The sequence below is a fragment of the Streptomyces sp. NPDC033229 genome (assembly GCF_055576875.1).
In genome coordinates this window covers 1-4,657 of sequence record NZ_JBVIQR010000108.1, presented here as the reverse complement: position 1 = coordinate 4,657, position 4,657 = coordinate 1, and the positions used below count along the sequence as shown (strand labels likewise).

The 4,657-nt window shown below is 67.2% G+C and carries 3 protein-coding genes; all 3 read left to right on the top strand.

All coding sequences use genetic code 11. The features are described 5' to 3' along the window. Positions 1-176: 176 nt before the first annotated feature. The 3 genes from uppS to ACZ53N_RS35720 are packed head-to-tail and all read left to right on the top strand — an operon-like array spanning position 177 to position 4,182. A complete protein-coding gene (uppS, locus tag ACZ53N_RS35730) occupies positions 177-1,028 on the top strand; it encodes a polyprenyl diphosphate synthase (RefSeq protein ID WP_469144907.1) in 852 nt (283 codons plus the stop codon). Between the two features lie 9 nt (positions 1,029-1,037). Next, the gene (locus ACZ53N_RS35725) at positions 1,038-2,030 is read left to right on the top strand and encodes a phytoene/squalene synthase family protein (protein ID WP_469144906.1); all 993 of its coding nucleotides are present in this window, start codon (positions 1,038-1,040) and stop codon (positions 2,028-2,030) included. A gap of 4 nt (positions 2,031-2,034) precedes the next feature. Beyond that, the gene (locus tag ACZ53N_RS35720) at positions 2,035-4,182 is read left to right on the top strand and encodes an MMPL family transporter (protein WP_469144905.1); all 2,148 of its coding nucleotides are present in this window, start codon (positions 2,035-2,037) and stop codon (positions 4,180-4,182) included. The last annotated feature ends 475 nt before the right edge of the window (positions 4,183-4,657 follow it).

Genomic DNA, 4,657 nt, shown 5'->3' with positions numbered 1-4,657 from the left:
TACGCCCCCCCCCCCCCCCCCCCCCCCCCCCCCCCCCCCCCCCCCCCCCCCCCCCCCTTTCCCCCCCCCCCCCCCCCCCCCCCCCCCCCCCCCCCCCCCCCGGGCCCTGCGAACGAACGCCTCATCAACTGTCGAGACACATAGCGTTGTCCCTCCCTCAACACCAGGGGTGCACTGTGCGACGAAAGCTACCAGCCACAACCGAACCGATATCACCGGGCAACCCAGTGGTAGCGCCCCACCCCTCATGGACACCCCGTTCCTCGGTGGATCCCCCCGCTGCCCCGCTGGGGTCGGCACCGCCCCGACATGTCGCCATCGTCATGGACGGCAACGGTCGCTGGGCCACCTCCCGCGGGCTGCCCCGCGCAGCGGGCCACACCGCCGGGGAACGGGCCTTGCTGGATGTGGTCGCCGGCGCCGCTGAGATCGGCATCCGCTACTTGACGGTATTCGCGTTCTCCACTGAGAACTGGAACCGCCCGCCGGCGGAACGCCGATTCCTCATGACGCTCTTTCGGCGCGGGCTGCGCACGCGCCGGGACGCACTGCACGCCCACGGAGTGCGGATCCGTTGGCTGGGGCAGCATTCAAAATTGCCGCCTCAGCTGGTCACCGAACTTGAGGCAACGGAGCGGCTGACCGCCGGTAATACCGGACTCACCCTCGCTCTGTGCCTGAACTACGGGAGCCGCTCGGAGCTGGTTGACGCGGCCCGCCGCATCGCCGAAGACGCCACCGCCGGGAGCCTCGACGCGGCTGCCCTCGACAGTCAGACGGTCGCCCGCTATCTCTACGCGCCCGACCTGCCGGATGTCGATCTGTTCATCCGCAGCGCCGGTGAGCAGCGGGTCAGCAACTTCCTTCTCTGGCAGTGCGCCTACGCCGAGTTCGTATTCGTCGATGCTCTCTGGCCGGACTTCAACCGTCGGCACCTGCGTCAGGCGGTCGCGGCGTATGCGAGCCGCAACCGCACGTTCGGAACTGTCAACGACCCGCAGCCGCTGCCGCGGGCAGCTCGAGGGTAGGAGGCAGCTGTGTACCTCGACCGAATGGCGTTGACCAGCGCCGGCATCCACGATCCGTTGTTGCGTGAGTCGTATGAATTCTGCCGCCGACTCCTCGTGGCGTTCGGGGACGGCAAGGACGTCTGGCTGGGCAGCCTGCTGTTGCCACCGGAAAGGAGGCCGCACTTGTGGGCTGTGTACGGATTCGCCCGCCACTTCGACGAGCTCGTTGACGGCGTCGGCTCGGCGGTGACTCAGCGGGCGTACAGTGAGTGGTGTGACGTCGTACTGACCGACGTTGATTCCGGGCACTCGTGCGAGCCGAGTGCGCGCGCGCTGATCCACACCCTGGACGCATGGGATATCGATCCTGCCTCCGCCAGATTCCTCGTCAGATCGCTCCTGGACGCCTACCTGATGGACCTGCGTGTCACCGAGTACGCCACCTGGGAAGACGTGCAGCATCATCTGCGCCTCTTGGCGGTCGACCCGTTTCTCATGTTTCTGGCCATCATGGGACCGTTGAGCCAGCCTGCGGGCGAAGAGGGGGCGGCGATTGCTCAGGCCCTGCAGTGGACCAACATGATCCGCGATGTCGCCGAGGACCAGCGGCTCGGGCGGACCTACCTGCCGATGGAGGACCTGGACCGATTCGGTGTCAGCCGCCAGGACCTGGCTCGTGGACGCATGACGCCTGCCATCAGAGACCTGGTGAAGTTCGAAGTGGACCGGGCTCATTCCCTGTACGAACGTGGCGCGGACCTGCCTGAGCTGGTGCACCCCCAGTGCCAGGGCTCCTTCAAAGCCTCACTGGTGTTCTACCGCTCCTACCTCACTGAGATCGAGCGGCGGGACTACGACGTCCTGACCGCCAAACCCCGAATCAGCCGCGCCCGCCAGGCTCAGTTGCTGCTGCGCGCAGGAGTTCCGCTATTGAGGTCACGGGTGCATCGGTCTGGAATCCCGACGGGCGTCGCGAGGCGACTCAGTGAGGCGGCAGGCCGACTGCCGACAGGGGACTGAGCACGTGTTCGCGGCTGTGGGCCGGTCCGCGGCCCGCCACAAGTGGGGTTATCTGCTGGTTCCGCTAGTCCTGGCCGGGCTGGCCCTGACCGCGGCCGTCGGCATCGGTGACCGGCTGAGCTACGGAGGCTTCATCGCCGCCGACGCCGAATCGAACCGGGCAGCAGTGACGGTCCGAGACCAGATCGGGCAGGGTGGTGCCGACACGTTGGTCATCTACCGCCACCCCCGCCACACGGCCGACGAGCCGGTGTTCCGCCGCGGGGTGGAGCAATCGCTGTCGGCCATGCCGGACGGAGCCGTCGTCTCCACCATGACGTACTGGTCGCGCAGGCTGCCCGTGCTGGTCTCGCGTGACCGGCACGCCACGGCCGTCGCGGTCCTGCTCACCGGAGCTGACGACGCGCAACGGGTGAACAGCTTCCACCGGCTGCGCGCGACCTTGCGAGCCGACGGTTTCCAGATCCAGTACGCCGGGCCAGTCGCACTGATCGACGAGGCCGCCAAACGGTCTCTGGCCGATGTGCGCCGCGCCGAACTCATCGCCTTTCCCGTAGTCTTTCTCCTTCTCCTGCTCATCTTCCGCAGCCTGGTGGCCGCACTGCTCCCGGTGGTCATCGGCGGGCTCAGTACCGGTATCGCCCTGGGATTCCTGAGCCTGCTGCCTGATGTGGTGGAGATCTCGTTCATTACGGTGAGCCTCGTGACAGCTCTGGGCCTGGCTCTGGGGGTGGACGCCGCGCTCTTCGTCGTCGGCCGATTCCGCGAGGAACTCCCCCGCAGAGGCAGTGTGCCGGACGCGGTCACGGCCACCTGCGCCACCGCCGGGCGCACAGTCTTCCTGTCCGGACTGACCATGAGCGGCATCGCGGTCGGATTCCTGTTCTTCCCCCTCGGTATGATGCGCTCGGTCGGCTTGGGCGCGACTGCCGTCATCGCTGTCAGCGCCATGCTCAGCATCACCGCACTGCCGGCCGCGCTGGCCATCCTGGGCCATCGGGTCAACGCCGGGCGACTGCCCTGGCTGCGCCGCCGGACGGGCTCGCCCGCCGGTGACGGCTGGGGCAAGCTGGCCCGGACGGTGATGGCCCGGCCCGGACACTACGTGGGCGGCGTGCTCATGCTCCTGTTGGTGCTTACCGCCCCGTTCTGGCACATCACTGTCAGCTTTCCCGACCAGCGGACGCTACCTGTCGACGCTTCGGCCCGGGTGGCGACCGACAGTCTGCGCAGCGATTTCATGCTCAGCGGGCTGGAAGCCATTCAGGTGGTGGTCACCGTGCCCGGACGGCTGGACACCCCCGCCGGGCAAGAGGCCCTGACGGCGTGGGCCGGAAAACTCGTCCGGTTGCCCGGCGCGAGCGCCGGGTTCATTGCTGCCAAGTCCCGGCACAGCGCGGTGGTGTACGTGGCTCACGTCGGCGATGCCGGCGACCCGGCCACGCGCGACCTGGTACGGCACATGCGCGCGATGCCCCCGCCGCCCGGAGGCGAGGTGCTGGTGGGCGGGCTGCCGGCGATGTCCGTCGACACCCTGGACCTGCTGTACGACCGGCTCCCCTGGGTGATGCTCTACATCACGGTGTTCACCTACCTGGTGCTGCTGGTGGCGCTGCGGTCGGTCGTTCTACCCGCCAAGGCATTGATGGTCAACGCCCTGTCCTTGGGAGCCGCCTTCGGCGCACTGGTGTGGATCTTCCAGGACGGGCACCTGCTGTGGCTGGTCGGGGGATCCCGCACCGGATACATCGACGTGGCACAACCCGTGATCATGCTGCTGCTGTTGATCGCCCTCTCGATGGACTACGAGTTCTTCCTGCTCTCGCGCATCCGCGAGCAGTACGACATCTCCCGCGACAACACCACCGCGGTCGCGCTCGGACTACAACGGTCCGCGCCGGTCATCACCGCAGCCGCCTTGGTCGTCCTGGTGGTCAGTGCAATCTTCGCCAGCAGCGGCGTCATGACAGTCAAACAGTTGTGCATCGGTATCTTCGTCGCCATCGCTGTGGACGCCACCTTAATCCGGGCGTTGCTCGTCCCGGCCGTCATGCGGCTGCTCGGCCAGGCCAACTGGTGGCTGCCCTCCGCGGGTGGCAGCACCCCGAGCGGCACAAAACCCTCCGCGGAACTGACCGCACACCGAATGTAGTTGCCTGCCATCGAACGCAACCGACATACCCCCGGCAGCCTCATGTCCTGTTGTCCTGCGACGGTCGATCTTCCTTTTTGTCACAGAACCTTTCTCATCCTGATCGCCAGGCGGTCTCGAGAGTGTGAACAGCGGCGGCGATCTGGCTGATGGTGTTGGTGCTGCAGCGGGCCTTGCGGAGGATGCTCCACTGAGCATTTTCAACTTGGCCACTGATCGGGTGATGGGACGGTGGCTGGGAAACGGACGGAGCCCCAGAGAGAGCAATCGCCCGAATCAAAACCTGGCGGGTCCTCCGCAAAGCCCGGACCAGCCCCAACCGGCTCACGCCAATCATCAAAGCCATCCTCACCCTCGAGAGGCAAAGCTGAAAAAGCTCACTGCTTGAGCCGGGCGAAGGCGCGGTCGCCGGGGGCGCGCTGACGGGCGTGGTCCTGGTTGGACTGTGCGTACTGTTCGGGCAGGTCTCGTCCGT